Below are 20,443 nucleotides of genomic sequence, written 5' to 3'. Positions count from 1 at the left end.
AACTGTTTTCAGCCCTAATCCCCAATTAAACCAATTTCAAATCAGGATATTCCGCAAACAAATCATCTGATGTCAGTGTATCCCCTGGTGCTTGGGGAGTCCACAAAACTTCAATTGCTAACAGTTGTTCACTGGGAAGACTACCAATTTGACGCAAAGCTTGACGCAAATCATCAGCAGTATTAATAGCGGGAATTTGACATTTACCTAAAGTCGCTGCTAACAAGGTGACAATAATATATTCCCCTGGACCTTCGCTAATTAAGCGGGTGGGGTTATCTTCCCCTGATAAAGCTTGTTTGCTCAAAACAGCTTTTAGTTGATTATTCACATTAGAGAGAGTTTCTTCGCTAAACTTACTCCGTTCAGCCAAAGATAAACGATTAAATTGGGATTCGGCGGCATTTAACTTTGCTTGTTGAGTTCCACTACCCGCATATACCCAGTATTCAGGATGACGCAGTAAAGCTAAACTAGCCTCTTGTAAAATTTCGCTTCTTCCTTCTGGAGTATTGGTATCAGCAGTTTCCGCAATGTGATTCAGTTCAGTTTGTAAATCTCTGGCTTGAGCTAATAACCCAACTTGTAAACGAGTCACAGACACGGAAGCGTTACTATTATAACTTACTTCTTCCGTTTCCCCACTGGTAACACGGCGGAAGGTTTGGACTAAAAAATTCGCCATAGCGAACAAGATTAAAATTCCAAACAACCCACCAAAACCGCCTCCAAAACCCCACAAGGGTAAAAGAAAGGGAAAGCCAAAACCACCGCCATAAGGGGCGTAGTAACCGCCACTACTCGGCATATTGGGACGGGGTGCATAAGTACGGCTAGAAGGCATTCTAAAAGAACCACCACCAATTCTACCACCAGAACGGGCTGCTAGGGCATCACTGGTATGACTAAAGGCTAAAGTTAGCACTAAGCTAAGAATAAAGACGGTTTTAAATAGGGGCTTGAGAAATCCTTGTAATTTTTTATTCATAACTCATGGATGACGACAACTGTATTTTTACACTGGCTCTTCTGGGAAAAGCAGCGCAATCTATAGCACTACCTTCAATCTAACGCTTCTGATGTTGGTTAGCCAGGAAATTAGGGGGGATTTCTGACGTTGATAACCGTACCGTGAAATCTCCTCTCTCCCAAAAAACTTTGGAATTAATTAATTATTTCTATTTCCCAGCAATGCCATATTCAATAATCTTAGTGCTAAAAAATTCATTAGTATCACTAATAATTCTAATTTAGTATTTTAGCACTTATTGATTAAGTGTGAATCTTGCTACCGCTCTGCAAAAGTGTTTTAAATGATTGGATTTTTTTCTATTCATAATTTTGCTACTAACTAATTTTTTCCGGATAGAGACGGAATATGTAGCACCTATAGTCCAGGGGGTTTGACTTTTAATGAATGATGTAAGCATAGTAACAATTAAAATTTTACATTTACTACCTATTAAGTATAGGGGCAAGTTGAAAAATTTGTTCATATATAGGTTGTAATGTAGCAAATCTAGCTATGATTAACGCCTAAATATTTTCAAATTAATGGCGGGTAAATGCAATGATTGATACCCTGAATTTTGATGAAAATCATGTAAGCAACAAAGGTAAAAATAATGGGCATTATTAAATCATTATTTGGCAGTAAATGCTATCATGCAGATTACAAAATTGCTGGCTATTTTCTGGCGATCTGGCACGAAAATAGCCAATATTTAGGGTATTATAGGGGAAATAGTTAGATTGAACAATTTTCCAAGTAGTTTCTGAGTAATCTCTTGGAAGTGTCAATGATAAATCATAGCTATCTTTGATGATGCAGATAACTTGTCCAGCATTGATAACATTGAGCAAATTCAATAATAATTGGCAACAAAATAGGTAATAAATTTATAGTTTTGTCAGGAAGGTGTTTCATAATATAAATTCATCTTGATCTTGTGTATTAATTAGAAAGTGAGAGTTTTACTTATCAGCAAAAATGTCAATACCTAATTTTAATATCGCAAATTTTTTGCTCATATCCAGCATTAAAAAATCCCTATTTCTACCTCCTTTCTGTTGTTAAATTTCTCAAAAATGATTATCTCAATCTCAATTTCTGTAATCACTAATCTGTGGAAATTACCAGTTAGATAGTTTTAGCAATTTATTCAGATGGCTATTGAGCAGTAAGTAATGAATCTTGGTGAATTTAATTCAAGATAACGCCTTAATTCTAGTTAATTTATGAGGCTTAATTATGGAAAATATATCGCAACTAGGGTTACAAGTTAGAGATAAAACAGCTTATCCAGATATCCTAGTTATTTCCCGAATATTCCGGCCACAAGAAGCTGTAATTGGTGAATATGTCTATAATCGTTGTTTACAAGATCCAGACCGGGTAATTGTCTTAGCTGGTGGTTGTGCTGGGGATAAAAAATTTGATAAATCCCAGCAATTTCCGGTTTATCGTTGGTTTTATTTTCCTGCTTGGTGCGATAACTGGTTAGGAAATATTCTCCAATCTGGCTTGAATATTACTGCTGCTTTTTTACTAGCTATTAAATTATATTTTCGCTATCATTACCGCTACATTGAATGGTGTCATGGTTATGATTTCCCAGCTTTGTTGGTACTCAGTTATATTTTACCAATTCGCTTTTTTATCTATTTACATGGTCATGATTTACTTCGTATAGCTACTAATCCTTTATGGAGATGGCTATTAAAATTAACTCTCAAACGGGCTGATGGAATTGTTTGTAATAGTTCTCATATTCGCAATTCTTTAAGAAATACTTTTCGTCTAGATACTCCAACTCATGTGATTAATCCAGTAGTCAGGCCAGAAAGATTTGGTACTCCTACTAGTTTTAGTCATATTGATGATTTACGTAACCGCATTCGTCAAACTTACAATATCTCAGAAACAGCAATTGTTATTCTTTCTGTTGGTAATTTGGTTAAATATCAAAACTTTGATCGGGTGATAGATAATATTCCTGTATTGCTAACTATTGGTTTCGATGTTCATTGTATTATTTGCGGTGCAGGATCTTGTGAAAACCAGCTAAAATCGCAAGCCCAAAGACTAAGAATCACTAAACAGGTTCATTTTGCTGGCTATGTACCAGAACGAGATTTAGCCGGTTATTATGCAGCTTGTGATATTTTCGCTATGTTAAATTCAGATGATCATGATGATAACACTATAGATAACTTTGGTTTAGTTTATTTAGAAGCAGGTTATTTTGGTAAACCTGTAATTGCTCCTCGTTTGGGAAGTGTTTTAGATGCAGTTCATCATGAAGAAAATGGTTTATTAGTAAATCCTAATTCTGGCTATGAAGTTCTGCAAACTTTTAATCGTTTGTGTCGAGATTCACAATTACGAGAAAAACTTGGCCGTCAAGGTAAGGAATTAGCAAAACGGAAAAACTATCATCGCTGGTTATATACTCCTGAATCTTCTTCCTCTTGTTTGTTGAATTAACCACCACCAACTATGGTGACTATTTCCAAACAATCACCATTTTTAACTTCAGTTTCTGACCAAAATTGACGATGTAATATTTCACCATTGTATTCTACCGCAACTAAACGAGGATTAAAACCTAGTTGTTGAAGTAATTCTGGTAAAGGAGTTGGGGATAAACAATTGCGAGTTTCTCCATTGACTTGGAGACTAATTTGATCAGACATAAAACCGTTTTTATTTGACTCGATGGAGTTGAGAGAGAAAATACTGTGTTACTAAAGTAGGTTGATCCGATTGCATGAGCGATCGCACTATCGCTACCCGCTGCGCTCCCGCATTCATGACATCATTCAGATTACTCCCATCTATACCCCCAATTGCAAACCAGGGAATTTGACAATTTTGGGAAACATACTTAACATATTCTAAACCCGCTGCGGCTTTACCTGCTTTAGTTGGTGTTTCATACACAGGTCCCACACCAATATAATCTGCACCTTGAGTAATTGCCATTTGCATTTCTTGCGGATTTGTGGTAGAGCGGCCGATAATGCGCTGATTTCCCAGTAATTGACGAGCCACAGCAATGGGTATATCCTGTTGTCCCAAATGTACACCATCAGCATCTACAGCCAATGCTAAATCCACCCGATCATTAATAATGAATAAAGCTCCGTAATGGTGACATAGCTCCCGTAACTGTATAGCCCGTTCTAAACGCACCGAATCATCAGCGGTCTTTTCTCGATATTGTAACAGAGTTAGTCCACCTTGAAGAGACGCTTCCACAATTGCCAATAAGTTGTCTATAGGAGATGTTACCAGATATAAATGCGATTGCCATAATAAACGATGACGCTGATAACCCATCAAATTACTTTCCAGGGTATAAACCTGATAACGCATTTGCTTACAGACCGTTCCCATTTGCATATCCTTTTGAGGGTTATAAAGCTTACCATATTCCTCCAGGACTCTGAGTGCTTCTTGCACACGGCAAAAATTAGCCTGTAATAGAGATGTAATATCAGCCCTTTCTTCCTCTTGGGGGTGGCTTAAATCAGTTCCCGGATCTCCAGGTGTATCTCTTGCTGCTCGTATTTCCGCCGTATGCCAAGTCCCCAATTCTTGACGTAAGTGTTTACATATACTTGAAAACTGGGAATTATTTAAACCAAAGCGACACCATTCTTCAATAATTCGCAAACCCTCACGAGCGCGATCTAAATTAGCATCTAAAATGCGATAAACAGTTTGCTGCGTGTGGCTGTGGGCTGAAACCATTACAGCAACCTCATTTTTATTGCTATTCATCGTAATAGCCGGCCTGATTCATTATGTTTGATGATTAAATATTTGCTAACTAATTATTTTGACATACCCCTCGTCCTTTCATGAGCGAGGATTCCTTGACACTTCACTGACTGGTGCTACCGAAAAGTAGTCTTATCCGGTCTGGAGTGTCCGTTTATAGTCTCCCAATGCCCTGTGGCGACTATACTTAGTCTACCATAAAGTCGTCCTAGAAGGACGGGGCTTGTATCCGATTTTTTTCGGTCAAGGTACAAGTAACATCGTGGATATACTACTATGAATTAATAGTATAAAAATTGATTGTATAGCAGTAGCAGTTGATATACTATGCTTAGTATGTGTTTTACAGGAGTCTTATAGAAATGATAATTCCAGAAAAATCTGTTAACACCCCTAATAATTCCGTGAGTTTCTCAATTTTCAGTTTAACAGTTAGTTTAGGATTTACAAGTCTAACACTCTTAACTACCAGTTTCCATAGCGCCTTTGCTCAAATACCCACAGGATTAGAACAAAAGCTGCCAGACGAGAAAACAATATCTCAGGTTAACCAGTTTTTTGTCAACCCAAGTATAGGAAATGACAAGACAGGTAATGGTAGTGAAAGCGCACCTTGGCAAACAATTAGTCAAGCCTTAGAAAAATCAAAGGCTAACACTTTAATTATCCTCACTCCTGGTACATATAGTACCAAAACTGGCGAAATATTTCCTTTAATGTTAAAACCTGGTGTAGCCATTCAAGGGGATATTAGCAATAAAGGCAAAACTGTGACAATTATTGGAGGTGGTGAATACCTCAGTCGCAGTTTTGGCGGTCAAAATGTGTCCATTGTCGGTGCTAACCAAGCTAGTTTAAGTGGTGTCACTGTTACTAACTCCAATAGTCGTGGTTATGGGTTATGGATTGAATCGAGTAATATTATAGTTCGGGAAAATACCTTTACTAATAATATTCAAGATGGAATTGCTGTCACAGGTGATGGTACAGCTAGTATTAGCAAAAATTATTTTGTTGCCAATGGTGCTAATGGTATAACTATTTCTGGGAATGCTCGCCCGGAAATCAGGGAAAATGTCTTTCAACAAACTGGTTTTGGGATTAACATTGCCCAAAATGCTGCTCCGGTAGTAGTAGCTAACCAAATTCAGGACAATAGATCGGGTATTATTGTCCAAGCAAATGCTACACCACTATTCAGGAATAATTTTATTCAAGGTAACAAAGAAGATGGTCTAGTAGTTATTGCCCAAGGTAGACCAGATTTAGGTAGTAATTATGATCCAGGGAAAAATGTATTTCGGAATAATGGTCGTTATGATATCAATGCCAAAACTGCTAAATTGGTAATTTCTGCCGCTGGGAACAATCTGGTTAGTAATCGTATTAGCGGTAAAGTAGATCTTCAAGGTACAAGCGCACCTACGGACGGAAATTCTCCTTCTAATCCTTTACCAACAGCAACTTCAGGGGAGACACCAATCACTTTTTCCGCGCCCACTGTTTCCAATTCTCCTCATCAGAGAAATATAACACCTTTAAGGGTGACAACTGCCCCTAATTCCAATAAATTGCCAGAATCACCAAATAACTCTAATTCACCCCAATTTAATTCTGTGAGACTTGACTCAGGTGCTATTGAATTTGTTGCCCCTCAAGCCGTAAGGGGGGGAAATATTCGTAATTCAGTCTCGCAAAGTTATACAGTTACTGAGAAAAATGTCAGTTATCGGGTGCTTGTATTTGTTGCAAATCAGCAGCAAGAGGATTTAGTCACTTCTTTGACTACTGGTGCTTTTTATAAAGTTTGGCAAGGACGAAGGGTAATGCAAGTGGGAGTATTTAGTAGTCAAGAAAGTGCTTCTGAAGTGGTTAACATCTTCAATAGCAAAGGTTTAAAAGCAGTTATTGACTCTGAGAAGTAAAGTAATGGGTAGTGGTTGATTGATGATTTGTAAAAGCAGAAATACAGAGAACAGAGAACAGAGAACAGAGAACAGAGAACAGACTAAAATGCCAACTCCAAGTTTTCACCAGTGAGGGCTTTGAGTTTGGATGTCAAGGATTCAGTGCGATCGCTCTTTTGGGGGGTAAACTGTCCAATAGGGGGATTATTGGCAGTTTGTTGTGGGGGCAACTGTTGTGCTGGTTGAGGTGAAATGTCCGCAATAATTGCTGGTTGACTTACTTCTGTATTTTCTGCCTCAGTATCCCAGTTTTCTGCTGCTGGTGGTAAATCATGATTTATTTGGTAATTATAACTAACGTTAGCTGGTAATATTTGAGGAAATTGAGGATGTTGATATTGTTCAGTCCTGATCTCCTGTTTAGCAGGTGGTAAAACTGGTAAGGAGAGGGACGTGAGGCGTTCAGGAAATTTGCTACAAATCATGCGCTCAAATTCCATGTTAAAATGATACGTTGTCTCTCCCTTTCGCCGCCAAAAGGTCAAGATTTGCTGTACAGATATAGCTTTATAACGACCTTGATACAAAGCCTCGATTACCGCCAGGTGTAACCAATGAATGGGATATTCTACTTGCCAGCGGTCAATTAACTCACTAGCATTATATCCATTTAGATCAAAGCTATAGTGAGTTAATAATTTAGCTGCTAATTCGGCAGGAGCCGCAAAAGTTTGAGTAACGGGGGATGTTGTTAACATGGGCTATAAATTGCAGGCAATAGGCATAAACATTTCACCCATCGCATCTAGCCTAGCGTACTTTTAGCTACATGAGTGGTTTTTCACCAGCGGCAAAATTGATAGGCAATGTTTTTTATTCTACTTGTCAATTGCTGATCTGCAAAACAATATAAGGTGAGTTAATAATTTTTGTCCGTCGAGTAGCTACTAATGCTTGATAGACCATGGCCGCCACTTCAGCACGAGTGGCCTCCCTAGTAGGTGCAAGCAAATTGGGATCTGGATAATTAACAATAATTTTTTGTTGGGTAGCGATAGTAACTGCTGTTTGAGCATATTCAGGAATTTTATTCTGGTCTTTGTAGATTAAAGTCTTTTGATTAGTGGCTGAGAGTCCCAGTCCATTGACCAAGGAGACGATAATTTGTAGCCGTTGAACCTTTTGCTGGGGACGGAAGGTGCGATCGCTAAATCCGCCCACAAAACCACCCCTGGCGGCTATTTCAATGGCCTTAGCCGCCCAAAAATCCTTGGGTATGTCCGTAAATTCGGGGCTAGGGCGTTTAGCAGGGGGGTTAAAGGCCGTGGCAATTAAAGCCGTGTATTGGGCGCGGGTCATGGCTTGATCTGGTTGGTAAGTCCCATCAGCAAAACCTTGACTTAAGTTCATACTAACTAATGCCCGAATAAATGGTTCTGCCCAATGTCCGACAATATCACAGAAGGAGGGAATCTCTGTCTCTGGTTTGACAATATAGGAACAAGGGAGGGGATTTTCTTGGCCTATGGCTAGTAATGCCTGGTAAATTAGGGCGGCTACTTCGGCGCGGGTAATTTCCCGCAGCGGTTCTAATTGATCTGGTTGGGGATAATTCACCACTAATAATTTTTGGGTAGCTACGGTAGCGATCTTGGTGGCATAACTGGGAATTTGGGCGCGATCGCGGTATACCATTAAGATGTTAGGATTACCACCACTCAATTTTAAACCGTTGACAATGGAGACTAAAGCTTGAATTTTTGTTAAATTATTTTCTGGTCGAAATGTCCCATCGGGAAACCCTGTCAAAAAGCCGTTCTCAGCAGCACTGGCTATGGCTTTGGCCGCCCAAAAGTTCGATTTAACATCTTTGAATCTATCTAGTTGCTTACTCTCAGGAAGTTGGAATGTCTTAGTAATCACAGCCGCATATTGAGCGCGGTTAATCGGTGTGGCTGGTTGAAAAGTCCCGTCGGGAAAACCGCTAATAAAACCTTTGCTAACCAGGGATTCCACAAAAGCAACGGACCAATGTCCTTCTAAATCGGCAAATCTGCTACTAACTCCTATTTGACTGGGGGTATCAACAGTAGCAGTTATGAAGTCTATTAATCCAATCACCCGGGCAGGATTTAACTGATTACCAACGGAGATGATTTTTTGATTTGTAACATTTTGTAAATCGAATTTCCCCTGTTCCCGAAAAATGTTGTCGGCAGGATCTTGGGGATTTCCTAAATCGGGAACGGCATTACCATTGACTAACAAACCTCCTTGGGTATTACCGACAATCAGATTTCGTCGTAATACGGGTCTAGCATCACGAGCAAGGGCGATCGCTGTCCCATTTGCTGAAAGTTTATTATTTGCCACTAAAGGGGCTGCAAAGTCACTAATGGCTATACCTAAAGCGTTGTTTTGAAATAAATTCCGCAGCACTTCCCCTTTGCTATTCCTAGCCATGACTAACCCACTGAATTGATTATTAATAAATAAATTATCCATAATACCCGGTTTAGCATTGCCAGTAGTAAAGATTCCTTCTCTAGCACAGTTCTTAAATGTACTATTGGCTACCGTAGGAACTGATGATTCAATCCAAACACCAGTACCTTTGGCTATGGTATTAATCACGGTTACACCTAAGAGACTGGCATCACCTCGTAATAGTAAAGTGATATTCTGTAACCCGAAACTAGAGCTTTGATATTCCCCACTGCCAGAAATGATAATTTCCTGGCCTTTATTGGCTTCATTACCTACTACCAATACCCCCTGTGGAATGATGAGGGGAAATACCTCTCCATTTGCTGTTCCATAAGTTCCATTGGCCAACTGAATAATTGTTGATGTTTTTGCCTGTTTTAGGGCGCAGGTAATACTTTTCAAGGGATTGAGACGAGAACCAGTATTACTATCCTTTCCTGTAGCAGGATTCACATAAATTGTAGCAATAAGACTAGAATTAACCATTGGTTGTCAAACTCGTATGGTTTAAATGGTGACATCCATAAATTAACCATACTTTTGACACACTGAAAATTTCAAGTTGATAATTTTAGTCAAAATCTAGTTTATCCAGAAATGTGAGTTTCTGTGTGAGAACGCCAATTAATTCTTAATAGACGTAACCAACCCATCCAAATTCTCGCAGGTTGGTCAAAAAACGTGAAAATATCGCCAAAGCCCAAGTTAGTTTTTTGGTGATGTAACCAATGTTGTTCTGGTGTAGTAATAAACAATAACCTACACAAAACAATTACAGCTTGAGGTGTTTGCCTCCCTAAGGAAGTTACGTGTCTCCACCACACATGGAACTGACCAAACAATAAACCACAAATTACGCCAATGGGAGATAAACCCCATAACCAGAATGCTATCAGTAAATAAGGTAAAGCTCCCAAAATCCCATCTAAAACCACGTGGGGATTAAATGTTAAAATGGCATAGTGGCGGAAATTCTTTTTCGAGGAGTGGTGAGTTGTCAGGTGGAGGCTACCAAAAACGTGTTCAGGTACATGATAGAAAAAGGTGGAAAGGAAATCCCCCAAAATCAGTAGTAGCCAAGAGACAGCAATAGCCTCAATCATTTGATATCCTGTATACATCTATAAGCTGATAGATATACTATATTTTTTTATTTTATCTTTGTGATTTTATCACTAACGGCATAACCAGAGAACAAAGATTGAGTTAACATCAGTATAAATTTAGGTTAAATTATCTATTGAGGGAATAGGTCTTAAAATTCAAATTCCTAGATTGTTGCCGCTGAGAATTTAAATATGACAAAATAAATCATGATAACACAGCCAATCTTCATGTACTGAACTTAAATAGTAGGAAATACCAACAGCGAATATTGCTAAAAGTACGGGAAATAGAACAGTAAATTCTAATTTGCCTTTTTTAACTACTTCTAAGCAAGAGATAACAATAGCTACAGGCCAGAAGATTGTAGTAATGATGAACATCATAAATGATAAAAATTTATCCTCTGGAGAAGATGTAGGGGAACGGAGGGAAAAAGTTAACCAATTAGTAAAAAAATATGCAGTCATTAGCAAATAGCTAATAAATAAAGTTAACTGGATTTGATTCACAGCACTTACTCCTTTAATAATATAAGTTAAGTTCTCATAAATATATCTATTTAAGATACATTTTGACTGAGTGCTAAAAACACATTAATCAGCAATCATACTTGATTTAAAGCTGCATTTTAGAGTATGGTGATTATGCTTATTAATGTTAATTAGCCGTTTCTAGACTGGTATAGCATAGATATTAAAAAAGTGGCAAATAAAATGAAAAATTAGATACCCTCCAAGTTAAAAATTCAAAGTTAGTATAATAAATGTCTAATTATTTAGAAACGATAATTCACAAATTATTGGGAATTTAAAACTGGTAATTAGAAGAACTTCGATAACTACAGCTGATACAAGAATCCTTTTTAAGATGTTGTTTAATACTGTCAAAATCAGTAAATTCATCAGCTACATCAATAAGATAGTCACTAGTTGTTGTTTGTAAACCAATTACCTCTACCCTAGCTCCCATACCGCTAACTGCATTGACAGCATAGGATAGATCTCCATCTCCACTGACCAAGATAGCCGTATCATAATAAGGTGCTAAAGTAATCATATCAACGGCAATTTCCACATTCAGATTTGGTTTTTTGTAATTATCTACAACTACACTCATATCTTTAGTAACTACACGATAGCCATTTCGACGCATCCATAATAGAAATCCCTGTTGCCTTTCGTTGCCAATATCCAATCCTGTATAAAAGAATGCCCGTAATAGACGAGAGGTTTTAGTTAAACTACAAAGCAATTTTACATAGTCAATTTCAATTCCCAATTGCAACGCGGTCTGAAATAGATTTAATCCATCAATGAAAATTGCAACGCGACCACGATTTTCATCATCATTTAATGCAGTATTGTTGACTGTATTGACTGGATTAGATTCTTTCCCTTTAATAGTGCCTTTAGTAGTTGGACAATACCTTTGAGGTTTTTCTTTAAGTTCTTTATATTCGTTGTTTTTTTTGCTAAGATGATTAAACTGCATTGATACCTCTAGATGTTATTATAGGGATGTTAGGAGTAAATCGAAAGTAGTACAATCTTGACTAATTTATTGACACTGCCCTAGTTAAATTAACAGTTATCAGGTATATTTTAGGCAATTTTTTGCAAGTAAATATATATTTTGCGATTTACCTGCATTTATTTTACACAAAATGCACGCTTTTGGGAAAAATTTACTATTAATTTACTATTTATTAAATATTTTATATATTATGTACCAGGGAATCAGCGAGGCTGCAAGAGGAAAGTAGATATGCAGGCCGTTATTACAAAAAATTAAGATCAGATGGGATTTATGTAGGATTGTTATTAAACTTAGTCTTTAAAAAGACATAAATTTATGGTAGTAAACTTACCCAATATTTCCGATAATTTTTTCCCAGGGTATTAGCAGTGAATTAACATTAGTTAGTGTTAAGTAGTAAGAGTTTACTGTGATACTCAGAAATTAGGTTTGTTGATATCTACTCCTGTAGCAAAAATTCTTGTCACCAAAACCTTATATACTAGACTAAACTTTGATAAACTTCAGATTTGTGTTAAGTAAGACACGATAAACTATTAGTTCCTAGATTAAATACTAGGATATTTATGGTTTTTAAGGTTTAGTAAAAACTAAATCCAGTATCATTGAAAAATCAAAGAAAAATCAAAAATTGTGTGTGGTGTGAAAATCAAGGAGTGAACAAAATGGATTTACGTGGAGATGCGTTGCAAATCCTCAAAGAGACTAGTCGAACTTTTTATATCCCAATTAGTATTTTACCATCAGGATTGCAAGAAGCAGTGGCATCGGCATACCTGTGTATGCGAGCCATTGACCAAATCGAAGATGATCCAATTCTGGATCATAAGACCAAAAAACGCTTGTTGCAAAATATTAGCCTGACATTACAATCTGGAGTAGATGGTTTTCCGCTTGATGCCTTTTCTATGGTGTTTAAGGGACAAGAAAATTCTTTGGAAGAAGTCAGTTTACGCATTAGAGAATGGTCAATATTAGCACCGGAAAGTATTGCTCCACGGATTTGGGATGCAACGGCCGCAATGGCCGATAGAATGGCTTATTGGGCAGATAGAAATTGGAAAATAGAAACTGAAGCGGAATTAGACCGTTATACATTTGGAGTAGCGGGTGCGGTAGGGTTGTTACTCTCAGATTTATGGAACTGGTATGATGGAACCCAAAGCAACCGGACTCAAGCCATAGGATTTGGTAGGGGTTTACAAGCGGTAAATATTCTCCGTAACAATTCTGAGGATTTAACTCGTGGGGTAAATTTTTTCCCAGCGGGTTGGAATAAGGACAATCTCCAAAAATATGCTCGTCGCAATTTGATCTTAGCAGATGCTTATACCAAATCCTTGCCAAAAGGACCGGCCTTGCAATTTTGCCAAATTCCTCTGGCTTTAGCTCATGGTACTCTTGATGCTTTAGCAAATGGCAAGGAAAAGCTCAGTCGTAGTGATGTTGTTTCACTGATTGAAAACTTGATGAGTGTAAATGCTAAGGCTAGTTAGGTAAAAATTGACCAAAGTAAAAAATTTGCGTGTGAGAGATATTCATGAAAACTACTTTATTTTTGAGTCCACCGTCTTTTGATGGTTTTGATGGTGGTGCAGGAGCGCGGTATCAAGCAAAACGAGAAATTACCTCCTTTTGGTATCCGACTTGGTTAGCACAACCTGCGGCTTTAGTGCCTGGTAGTAGGTTAGTTGATGCACCTCCCCATGGGCAAACGGTGGATGATGTGCTGAAAATTGCCAAGGATTATGAACTGGTAATTATGCACACTAGTACACCGTCCTTAGCGAATGATGTTAAGTGTGCGGAGACGATAAAAGCACAAAATCCGAGTGTGCAAATTGGCTTTGTAGGAGCGCACGTTGCTGTTTTACCAGGGGAAACTTTACAGGAAAATCCGGTCATTGATTTTGTTTGTCGCAATGAATTTGATTATACCTGCAAAGAATTAGCAGAGGGGAAACCTTGGGATGAAATCAAGGGTTTGAGTTATCGGGATAAGTTGGGTAATATTCACCACATGGAGGAACGTGCTTTAATTCATGATTGGGATGCTATGCCCAGTGTATTACCAGTTTACGCCCGTGATTTGGATATTAGTAAATATTTCATTGGTTATTTGCAACATCCTTACATATCTTTTTATACTGGGCGGGGTTGTCCAGCAAAATGTACTTTTTGTTTGTGGCCACAAACCATTGGCGGACATTTATACCGTCATAAAAGCCCGGATGCGGTAGGACGAGAAATGGAGGAAGCCAAGGTTTTGTTTGGGGACAACGTGCGGGAGTATATGTTTGATGATGATACTTTTACCATTGATAAACATCGAGCGATCGCAATTAGTCAACATCTGAAGCGACTGAATTTAACTTGGAGTTGCAATGCCCGTGCTAATTTAGATTATGATACCCTCAAAACCTTGCGAGATAATGGTTTAAGGTTGTTATTAGTAGGTTTTGAATCTGGTAATCAACAAGTTCTGAATAATATTAAGAAGGGTATTAAGTTGGAAGTGGCGCGAGAATTTATGAAAAATTGCCACAAATTGGGTATTACTGTCCATGGGACATTTATTATTGGCTTACCAATAGAAACAAAGGAAACTGTAGAAGAAACAATTCGCTTTGCTTGTGAATTGAGTCCCCATACAATTCAAGTTTCTATTGCTGCACCTTATCCAGGTACAGAATTGTATGACCAAGCGCGAGAAAATGGTTGGTTTGCGAATGAATCTTTAGTAGCAACTTCCGGTATTCAAACTTCAACTTTGCAATATCCAAGCCTTTCTAGTGGGGAAATTGAAGACGCAGTAGAAAGAATGTATCGTAAGTTTTACTTCCGTCCCAAAGCGATTATTCCCATAGTGCGGGAAATGCTGGGAGATAGACAAATGTTAGTGCGTCGTTTGCGGGAAGGTAAGGAGTTCTTTGCTTATTTAAGTGAACGTCGGACTCAAGCTTTAGCTAGGTAAATCGTCTGATAGCGTAGCGTGAGGTAGCCATATCAGGATTTACAAGATTTAAGGATGTTCAGGATTTGATTTAATAATCCTGTTAATCCTTTAATCCTGGTTATCCTGATTCTGACATTTTTAATCCTAATTATGTATATACCAATGTCTTATTTAATTATTAATGCTGATGATTTCGGATTTTCTCATGATGTGAATGCAGCGATTATTCAAGCTCACGAAGAAGGTATTTTAACTAGCACTAGTTTAATGGTAACTGGTGATGCTGCACAAGAGGCGATCGCTTTAGCAAAAAATCATCCTCATTTAGCGGTTGGTTTACATCTGGTTTTAGTTTGCGGTAAATCTGTTTTACCACCAGCACAAATTCCCCATTTAGTAGACTCTCAGGGTAATTTTTCCCATAACCCCACCCAAGCCGGATTAAATTATCAATTTAATCAAGCTACCCGTGCAGAATTGCGGTTAGAAATATCTGCTCAATTAGAAAAATTCCGTGATTCTGGTTTAAATCTGGCTCATGTTGATGGACATTTACACCTTCATGTACATCCTGTAATTTTGAATATTTTAACAGAATTTGCAGCAGAATTTAAGATTAAATTCATTCGTTTACCTTCAGAAGAATTGACCAAAAATCTCAAAATTGATAGACGTAATTTACTCACTAAAATAATTTGGTCTATTGTCTTTGGACAATTACGACACTATGGAGAAGGTTTATTAAAAGCCCATCATATTAACTTTGCTGATAGGGTTTATGGATTGTTACAAACTGGTAACATAAGTGAAGAATATTTACTGAGTTTGATACCGCAAATTGAAGCCGAGTTAGTAGAGATTTATGCTCATCCTGCTTTGGTGAATACTGATACAAATAACTGTGGTGAAATAGAATTAAAAGCTTTGTTAAGTCATAAAGTGCGGGAATTGCTGACTGTGAAGGGGTTTGAGTTGAGTAATTATCACCAGTTAATTTAATTAAAAATCTTGTATAAACCTTGTATAAACATAAATATATAAAATATAATAAATATAATATTATTTGTGTTCGTTTATCAACCCTAAGCTTAATTGTATCTGCCATGCCACGCAAAACAAAAACAGCATCCTCAACTACAGTAACTCCCCTAGCACTATCTGACTTACATCTTCAGTTAGAGGGTTTAGAAAAAGAACACCAATCTCTATTAAAGCAAATTAAAAGAAAGCGTGCAGAATTAAATAACTTTATTGAAAAAATGCGTTCTTTAACAAAAGAGGTATTTCATAAAGCCAGTCCTAATATGAAAAAAATGGCAGAATTAGATGAGGAAATTCATGCTTTATTTGCGGAAATTTTCACTACAAGAAAACTGGGAAAACAAACTCAGAAAAGGATAGAATCTTTGTACAGAAGTTTGCAAATGGGAGGAATTATTAGTTATAAAGCCACTGAAGAAGATCAAGAATTAGAGGAATTATCTGAAAATGATAACTTTCAAGAAAATCATCAAAGTCGTCAATATTGGGAAGCAGAAATAAATTCAGAATCCCCTGTGGGTAAAACAGATGAATCTAGAAAGGTACGACAGATATTTTTGCGGTTAGCGGAGATATTTCACCCTGATAAGGTTAAAGACAATGAAACCCAAATGACTCACACAGAAATTATGAAAGAAATTAATAAAGCTTACCAAGAGGGGGATTTAGCGAGACTTTTAGAAATTGAAAGAAAGTATGAAGTAGGAGAAATAATTGATAATAATAGCGAAAATGATTTAAATCGTAAATGCAAAACCATAGCACAACAAAATGAAATTCTCAAAAATCAGTACGATAAATTGAAGCAAGAACTCCGGTTAGCAAAAAATACCCCAGAAGGAACAATGGTTGCTGATTACAAAAAAGCAACCAAACAAGGTGTTGATTGTATTGCATTAATGCTAGAAACCATGCAAGCTCAAATTAAGTTGGTTGCGGGGATTCGTGATTTTGTTCAAGACTTTAAAGAGCAGAAAATAACCATTAAAGAATTTCTCGCAGGTCCAGAAAGTCTCCGTTCTAATCGGGAGGATATGATGGAAGACCTACTGGAAAAAATGATGGAAGAATTTGGGGAGATGATGAATTTTAGTTAGCAAATAATTTTCAGATTTGCTAAAATACAGCAAGTTCAGCTTGAGTGAGGTACACCTTGTGCGGGCAAGATGCCCGCACCACAAAAGTTTTATTATTAATATCTGTACTTCATAATATCGGGAACTGCTGTATTTGCTAATAATTATTAATTAACCATTTTTCTCATTACGAATTACTCGATGTTTTTGCAAATCTGCTAAATTACAAACTTCTAACGCCCTAGCATGAGTAGCTTCTAAAACTACGGTCGGTGCAACACCAGCTTCTAGGGCTTCTTGCCATCTGGCAGCGCATAAACACCAACAATCACCGGGTTTTAAGCCAGGAAAGCTAAAATAAGGTGCAGGTGTACTCAAATCATTACCCTGGGATTTAGTATATTGTAAAAATTCCTCTGTCACTTGAGCGCAAACGACGTGCATTCCCACATCTTGACCACCGGTAGTACAAAATCCGTCGCGGTAAAAGCCAGTCATGGGAGAAGTACAGCAAATTTCTAATTTTGTTCCCAGTACGTTTTTAGGTTCTGTCATTTGATTTTAGATTTTAGATTTTAGATTTTAGATTGATTTCACGGTCACTTGTACCATTAAGGTATTCTTGGTTATGATTCCTAAGTTTGTGGGAGTTTATCAAATTCAATTTTGCCATAGTTTAATTTAATAATTCTATCAGCTAAATGAAAATAATGATCATCATGACTAATGACTAAAATTGTTTTTCCCTGTGCTTTTAATTCTGGTAATAATTGAGTATAGAATATATCTTTGAATAATGGATCTTGATCAGCAGCCCATTCATCAAATAGATAAATTGGGCGATTTTCTAAATATGCTGTTAATAATGCGAGGCGTTTTCGTTGTCCTTGGGAAAGGGCTGTGGTGGAAAGTTGCCCATTTTCGATTTTGACTTTATGATCCAGTTGCAATTTCTGTAAATATTTTTGGGCTTGAATATCTAAGTTATGATTTGCTAATCCTAGCAGTTCTTCAAATAAGTAAAAATCCGAAAATACTACAGAAAAATGTTGGCGATACCATTCGCGGTTGGCTTCGGTAATCGGATTTTGATCTAAGATAATTTCCCCATTGTCAGGAATATATAACCCAGTAATTAGTTTAGCTAAAGATGATTTACCGCTACCATTTCCACCAACAATAAAAACTAACTCCTGGGGATAAAGAGTAAGATTAATTGGACCAAGAATAAAGCTATTATCTTCTTGATCTGTGTAGTAAGCATGAGTAACATTTTTGAGTTGTAAACTGTGCCAATTTGTGAGAGAATTAGGAGGTGTAGTGGCAACTTCAGCCCGACTAGCTAAAGATAAACCTAAAGATTCAATTTTTTGTAACGCTACGCTGGCCTTACTAATTAATGGTAAATTATTGGAAATATTATCCATAGGTAACATTAAATAAGTAAATGTGAGAATGTAACCAGATAGAGTTTCGGCATCAATGGCGAATAAATATGGTAAAATGAAAAGGACAAAACCAATGGCAAAGAAAAATATTAATTTTCCCCAACTGGTAGTTGTGGCAAATAAAGTTAAACCTTGTACATTATGATTTCTAAATCTACTAGCTGTGGATTCTAGACGATGAGTTAAGAAAAATTGCCGCCGTTGATAATGCAGTTTGAGTTCTTTGATTCCTGCCGTAATCGTGCTAAAATTTTTAAATAAAATGTCTTGATCTTCCCGCGCTAAAGCTAATAATTTTTCTCCTCTATCTAATAACCATTTACAACTAGTAATAGCTAATAGCATTAAAACCAAAACCATGATAAACACTAACCAAGATAGCCAAGTTATATATAGTAAACATCCTAAAGCCATGGACATATCAATACATAAAAAGGGAATCACATAGACAGCATTGGCTACCGCTTGAACATCTTCTGTTAAAGTTGCTAATAAGCGCGGATTTCCTAGTTGTTCTAAATGACTTAATTCCGATGCTAATATTTGCCGACTTAACCGCATTCTTAATTGCAAAACAGCATTTTGAGATAAGCGAATTAACATGATTTGGGAAATTACGCCGGTAATTAAAGCAACGAGAACTAAAGCAACGAAACCCCAGGCTATAGTTGTCAGGGGTGAAGTATTGCTTTGACTCGCAGCACTACTAATTAAAGCAATTAATCCCGCACTACTACCACCACTCAAAAAACCTGTAATAATGGCTATTGCTACCATTTTCCAAGCAGAACGTAAAAGAAAGTAAATTAGATTCATTGGTTATTAGTCATTAGGAAAACAATTTCCCCTGCTTATGTTGATCTTCTGTTTATCTGCTATTTTATTTTACATCTATGGGGTTTATACAGCGATCGCTTTTTTGCGTAAATCTCCCCCCATAAACCCGGAATTTCATCCCCCTGTCACCATTCTCAAACCCCTTTGTGGTGTTGATCAAGGGACTTACACTAACTTAGCCTCATTTTGTCAACAAGATTACCCCCAATATCAAATTATTTTTTGTGTTCGCAGTTCTACAGATCCTAGTATAGAATTAGTTGACAAACTCAAACAACAATTTCCAGAAATAGATATTACTTTAGTCATAAATGATTATGTTCTGGGCGCAAATTTGAAAATTAGTAATTTAGCTAATGCTGTCACCATTGCTAAATATGATATTTTATTAATTGCTGATAGTGATATTCGTGTCTGTTCGGAATATTTAAAAACAGTCATTCAACCATTACAAGATGAAAAAATTGGTGTTGTTACCTGTTTATATCGTTCCACAGCCCAGGGAATAGCTACCATTTTAGAAGCTATTTGTACAGCTACAGATTTTCAACCCAGTATTTTAGTCAGCAAACAATTAGAGGGGATAAAATTTGCTTTGGGATCAACCATTGTTATCCGTAAAACAACATTAGCAAAAATTGGCGGTTTTGCAGCAGTGGCCGATTATTTAGCAGATGATTATCAACTCGGTTATTTACCAACCCAAGCAGGTGATAAAATTGCATTATCTCACTATATCGTAGAACACGCACTAGGACATAGTAGTTTATTAGGTTCTATTAATCGTCAAATTCGCTGGGCCCGTTGTATTCGCGTTTCTCGTCCTTGGGGTTATCGGGGATTAGTATTTACTTTTGGGACAATTTCCAGTTTACTATTGTTGGTAACAAGTAGTGCTGCTATTTTCTCTTGGTTGGTTTTAGCCATAACTTTGGTAATGCGATTAATTATGGCTTGGGTGGTAGGAGTAAAAGTCCTAAATGACCCAGTAACTAAAAAGTTTTTCTGGTTAATTCCCTTTGCGGATATAGTGAGGTTTATAATTTGGTGTTGTGGCTTTTTTGGTAATACTATTGAATGGCGAGGAACAAAGTTTAAATTAGTTAAAGATGGTAAATTAAAAATGATTGATTATTAGAGAATATTTTAACAGTATTACAGTATAGGACTCCTATTTGATTTTTGATAGCTTGGGTGGCGTAGCCATACAAGACTCAGTAGGTATCAATTCTGTCTTTCTTCCTGTGTTCCCTGTTCCCTGT

At 37.1% G+C, this 20,443-nt stretch carries 17 protein-coding genes; 7 read left to right on the top strand and 10 right to left on the bottom strand.

Annotated features, from left to right (window positions below):
- Positions 1-25 precede the first annotated feature (25 nt).
- Positions 26-988, bottom strand: coding sequence for a DUF1517 domain-containing protein (locus FFO06_RS12440; RefSeq protein WP_137908326.1), 963 nt, complete (start codon positions 986-988; stop codon positions 26-28).
- Between the two features lie 1,263 nt (positions 989-2,251).
- Here FFO06_RS12440 and FFO06_RS12435 point away from each other — a divergent pair.
- Entirely contained in the window at positions 2,252-3,487 is a 1,236-nt protein-coding gene (locus FFO06_RS12435) for a glycosyltransferase family 4 protein (RefSeq protein ID WP_137908325.1), read from the top strand.
- Here the strand turns inward: FFO06_RS12435 and thiS are convergent.
- Both thiS and FFO06_RS12425 read right to left on the bottom strand, forming a co-directional pair.
- Positions 3,484-3,696: a sulfur carrier protein ThiS gene (gene thiS / locus FFO06_RS12430; RefSeq protein ID WP_137908324.1), complete on the bottom strand. Its 213-nt coding sequence runs from the start codon at positions 3,694-3,696 to the stop codon at positions 3,484-3,486. The two genes, FFO06_RS12435 and thiS, sit on opposite strands and share 4 nt — an antisense overlap.
- 10 nt (positions 3,697-3,706) lie before the next feature.
- Positions 3,707-4,756: a thiamine phosphate synthase gene (locus FFO06_RS12425; RefSeq protein ID WP_190372352.1), complete on the bottom strand. Its 1,050-nt coding sequence runs from the start codon at positions 4,754-4,756 to the stop codon at positions 3,707-3,709.
- A 392-nt stretch (positions 4,757-5,148) separates the two neighbouring features.
- Here FFO06_RS12425 and FFO06_RS12420 point away from each other — a divergent pair, with 392 nt between their 5' ends.
- Complete coding sequence (locus FFO06_RS12420; RefSeq protein WP_137908322.1) at positions 5,149-6,711, top strand: DUF1565 domain-containing protein; 1,563 nt, start codon at positions 5,149-5,151, stop codon at positions 6,709-6,711.
- A gap of 83 nt (positions 6,712-6,794) precedes the next feature.
- On the opposite strand, the gene FFO06_RS12415 is transcribed toward FFO06_RS12420, so the two are convergent.
- The 5 genes from FFO06_RS12415 to FFO06_RS12395 form a co-directional block, all read right to left on the bottom strand.
- Positions 6,795-7,451, bottom strand: coding sequence for a hypothetical protein (locus tag FFO06_RS12415; protein ID WP_137908321.1), 657 nt, complete (start codon positions 7,449-7,451; stop codon positions 6,795-6,797).
- 127 nt (positions 7,452-7,578) lie between these two features.
- On the bottom strand, positions 7,579-9,666 hold the full coding sequence (locus tag FFO06_RS12410; RefSeq protein WP_137908320.1) for an S-layer homology domain-containing protein: 2,088 nt from the start codon (positions 9,664-9,666) through the stop codon (positions 7,579-7,581).
- A 101-nt stretch (positions 9,667-9,767) separates the two neighbouring features.
- Positions 9,768-10,283, bottom strand: a complete 516-nt coding sequence (locus tag FFO06_RS12405) for a sterol desaturase family protein (RefSeq protein ID WP_137908319.1) — start codon at positions 10,281-10,283, stop codon at positions 9,768-9,770.
- A gap of 189 nt (positions 10,284-10,472) precedes the next feature.
- Entirely contained in the window at positions 10,473-10,796 is a 324-nt protein-coding gene (locus tag FFO06_RS12400; protein WP_137908318.1) for a hypothetical protein, read from the bottom strand.
- A 298-nt stretch (positions 10,797-11,094) separates the two neighbouring features.
- The gene (locus FFO06_RS12395) at positions 11,095-11,778 is read right to left on the bottom strand and encodes a LabA-like NYN domain-containing protein (protein WP_137908317.1); all 684 of its coding nucleotides are present in this window, start codon (positions 11,776-11,778) and stop codon (positions 11,095-11,097) included.
- Between the two features lie 710 nt (positions 11,779-12,488).
- On the opposite strand from FFO06_RS12395, the gene FFO06_RS12390 reads away from it, so the two are divergent.
- From FFO06_RS12390 to FFO06_RS12375, 4 genes are all read left to right on the top strand, one after another.
- Positions 12,489-13,319, top strand: coding sequence for a squalene/phytoene synthase family protein (locus FFO06_RS12390; protein ID WP_137908316.1), 831 nt, complete (start codon positions 12,489-12,491; stop codon positions 13,317-13,319).
- Positions 13,320-13,363: 44 nt separating this feature from the next.
- Positions 13,364-14,797: a hopanoid biosynthesis associated radical SAM protein HpnJ gene (gene hpnJ, locus FFO06_RS12385; protein WP_137908315.1), complete on the top strand. Its 1,434-nt coding sequence runs from the start codon at positions 13,364-13,366 to the stop codon at positions 14,795-14,797.
- A 132-nt stretch (positions 14,798-14,929) separates the two neighbouring features.
- Complete coding sequence (hpnK, locus tag FFO06_RS12380) at positions 14,930-15,778, top strand: hopanoid biosynthesis-associated protein HpnK (protein ID WP_236097136.1); 849 nt, start codon at positions 14,930-14,932, stop codon at positions 15,776-15,778.
- Positions 15,779-15,882: 104 nt separating this feature from the next.
- On the top strand, positions 15,883-16,917 hold the full coding sequence (locus FFO06_RS12375; RefSeq protein WP_137908314.1) for a molecular chaperone DnaJ: 1,035 nt from the start codon (positions 15,883-15,885) through the stop codon (positions 16,915-16,917).
- 150 nt (positions 16,918-17,067) lie between these two features.
- Here the strand turns inward: FFO06_RS12375 and FFO06_RS12370 are convergent, their stop codons facing one another.
- Both FFO06_RS12370 and FFO06_RS12365 read right to left on the bottom strand, forming a co-directional pair.
- Positions 17,068-17,451 (bottom strand): DUF2237 family protein, encoded by a 384-nt coding sequence (locus FFO06_RS12370; protein ID WP_137908313.1) that lies wholly within the window; start codon positions 17,449-17,451, stop codon positions 17,068-17,070.
- Positions 17,452-17,531: 80 nt separating this feature from the next.
- Positions 17,532-19,160 (bottom strand): cyclic peptide export ABC transporter, encoded by a 1,629-nt coding sequence (locus tag FFO06_RS12365; RefSeq protein ID WP_137908312.1) that lies wholly within the window; start codon positions 19,158-19,160, stop codon positions 17,532-17,534.
- Positions 19,161-19,197: 37 nt separating this feature from the next.
- Between FFO06_RS12365 and hpnI the strand changes: the two genes are divergently transcribed.
- Positions 19,198-20,319: a bacteriohopanetetrol glucosamine biosynthesis glycosyltransferase HpnI gene (gene hpnI / locus FFO06_RS12360; RefSeq protein WP_137908311.1), complete on the top strand. Its 1,122-nt coding sequence runs from the start codon at positions 19,198-19,200 to the stop codon at positions 20,317-20,319.
- Positions 20,320-20,443: the final 124 nt, after the last annotated feature.

The organism is Dolichospermum planctonicum, assembly GCF_005402965.1.
Lineage (GTDB): Bacteria > Cyanobacteriota > Cyanobacteriia > Cyanobacteriales > Nostocaceae > Dolichospermum > Dolichospermum planctonicum.
The sequence above is the reverse complement of the archived record's forward strand: the minus strand, read 5'-3'. Positions and strand labels throughout refer to the sequence as shown.